The sequence below is a fragment of the Acidimicrobiales bacterium genome, from assembly GCA_036399815.1.
Classification (GTDB): domain Bacteria; phylum Actinomycetota; class Acidimicrobiia; order Acidimicrobiales; family DASWMK01; genus DASWMK01.
In genome coordinates this window covers 1-2,542 of the sequence record DASWMK010000061.1, presented here as the reverse complement: position 1 = coordinate 2,542, position 2,542 = coordinate 1, and the positions used below count along the sequence as shown (strand labels likewise).

1 protein-coding gene is annotated in these 2,542 nt (G+C 81.6%); it reads right to left on the bottom strand.

What is annotated here, in order from left to right:
- Positions 1–2,542, bottom strand: a 2,542-nt coding sequence (locus VGB14_04765; GenBank protein HEX9992220.1) for an FtsK/SpoIIIE domain-containing protein, incomplete at both ends; no start/stop codon positions are given.

The window sequence follows — 2,542 nt, the reverse complement described above, 5'->3', positions numbered from 1 at the left end:
GTCGTCGGCCGGGCCGACGACGGCGCCGGCGTGCGGGAGCGCGGCGAGCTGGGCCAGGCCGCCGCTGCCGCAGTCGAGGACGTGCACGTGCAGGCGGTCCGGCGGGTGCTCGCCGGCGAGGGCGAGGACCGCAGCCGCCAGGGCCGTCGTCACCCCCGACCCGGGGACGCCGAGGACGAGCAGGTGCCCGCCGGCCGGGTCCCACTGCCAGGGCGAGCGGCGCTGGTGCTCGGGCTCGTCGGCCAGGGCGAGCGCGCCGGGCGGGAGGTCGTCGAGGGCGAGGCGAGTGGGCAGCGGCTCGGGCCACGGCCGGCGCTGGGGCCCGGTGCCGGCCAGGCGGGCGGCGCCGGCGACGGCGGTGACGAGGCGGTCGAGGTCGGTCGGGCCACCGTCCGGCGGGCGGGGCGGCGCGGTTCCGGCGGGGACGGCGACCACCGGCGGTCGGGCCGCGGGCGCCGGCCGGGTGGCCAGCGCGGCCTGGAACGGCACCAGTTCGCCGGGGCCGAGACGGGCGACGGCCCGGCCGGGGCGGTCCCGCGGGAGGAGCGCCGCGTCGGGCGCCCCGACGACGTCGGTCGACTCCCCGCCGTCCTGGACCCGCAGCGCGATGCGGAGGTTGGTGTTGGCCCTGATCGACTCGCTGACCACCCCCGACGGCCGCTGGGTGGCGAGCACGAGGTGGATGCCGAGGCTGCGGCCCCGCTGGGCGAGCCCGACCAGGCGGTCCACGAAGCCGGGCAGCTCGGCGGCCAGCGCGGCGAACTCGTCGACGACGACGAGGAGCCGGGGGAGCGGCTCGGTCGCACCGGGGGCCCGGTAGGCGGCGAGGTCGGCGGCGCCCGCGGCCCGGAGGCGGCGCTCCCGCTCCCGCAGCTCGCCCTCGAGCGCCACGAGCGCCCGGCGGCCGAGGTGCTCGTCCAGGTCGGTGACGACGCCGACGACGTGCGGGAGGTCGGCGCAGCGGTCGAAGGCGCTGCCGCCCTTGTAGTCGAGGAGCACGACGTTGAGGTCGTCCGGGGCCAGGGTGGCGGCGAGCGAGGCCACCAGGGACCGCAGCAGCTCGGACTTGCCGGCGCCCGTCGTGCCGGCGACGAGCGCGTGCGGGCCGTCCGCGCAGAGGTCGACGGCGAAGGCGCCGTCCGGCCCGGCGCCGAGCACCGCGGGCAGGCCGGCGGGCGCCGCCCGCCAGCGAGCCACGACCGCCTCGGGAGTCGGATCGGGGAGGCCGATGGCGTCGAGGAGGGCGACGGACGCCGGCAGGGCGCCGTCGACCCGGTCCTCGGGGTCGGCCAGCCGGGCCAGGTGGCGGGCGACCTGCGAGGCGACGGCGAGGGGGACGCCGGTGGCGACGAGGTCGACGGGGCCGCCGTCGGTGCCGGGGTGGAGGCGGGCGCGGCCGTCGGCGGCGACCTCGACGACGGCCGCGCAGGCGGACGGCAGCCGATCGGCGGATGGCGCCACCACCACGGCCGGCGTGCCGGCGGCGAGGAGCGGTCGGGCCTCGTCGATCGCCGCCTCGCCGTCGGCCACGACCACCGTCGCCCGCGACGGCGGGGCGAGGTGGGGGAGCCAGGCCGTCCACGACCAGTCCGCCGGCGGGCCGAGGACGGCGAGCCGGACGTCGGCCGGGCCGGCCAGGGTCACCAGCTGGCACACGACCGACCGGGTGACGGCGAGGGCGGCCGCCCGCGGGCCGGTGACGCCGACGGTCGTCGCCGCGAGGTCGACGGGCACGGGCACGTCGGCCAGCCGGGCGGCAGCGTCGACGGCGGCGGCCACGTCCGGGGCCGGCGAGGCGCCGCGCACCGGCGGCGACCAGGCCAGGTCGGCATGCCCGACGGTCACGGCGAGGAGACCGGGTGACGACGACCGCCGCTCCCAGAGCCGCCCGCCGGCTGCCGCCGCCCTCGCCGCCAGCTCGCCGGGGTCCGGGTGGGCCGCCCGCCGGCGCCGGGCCTCGGCCGCCGACGCCGCCGTCACCGCGGCGGTGACGGTCGCGGCGTCGTCCGCCGCCGTCGCCCGGCGTCGCCTCCCGTCGGCCCTGGCCCGGCGCCGGTCCTCGAGCCAGGTGCCGCCGACGGTCACCGGGCCGAGCAGGGCGAGCAGGGCGAGGGCGGGGTGGCCGAGCACGACGGCGGCCACGACCCCGACGGCCAGCGGGGCGACCAGCGCGGTGACGGCCAGGCGGGTGGTGGCGATGGGCGGGGGCGGCGGCCCGGGCAGGTCGACGGGCGCGGGCGCCGGCGGCGGGGCCGGGCGGGGCGGGCGGTGGATCGGGCGCCGGCCGTCGGCGCCCGCCGGGCCGAGCCGGGCGGGGCGGGGCTCGGCGGCGGCCGGGACGACGGCGAGGCGGACGGTGCCGGCGGCGACGACGGCGCCGGGGTCGACGGGCGCGGCCCCGTCCACCACCCACTCGCCGTCGACCTTCGTGCCGTTGGTGGAGCCCGTGTCGGCGACGGTGGCGGTGCCGTCGGGCTCGACGGTGACGGTGAGGTGGGCGGCGGACACGGTGGGGTCGTCGAGGACGGCGGCCGCCTGCGCC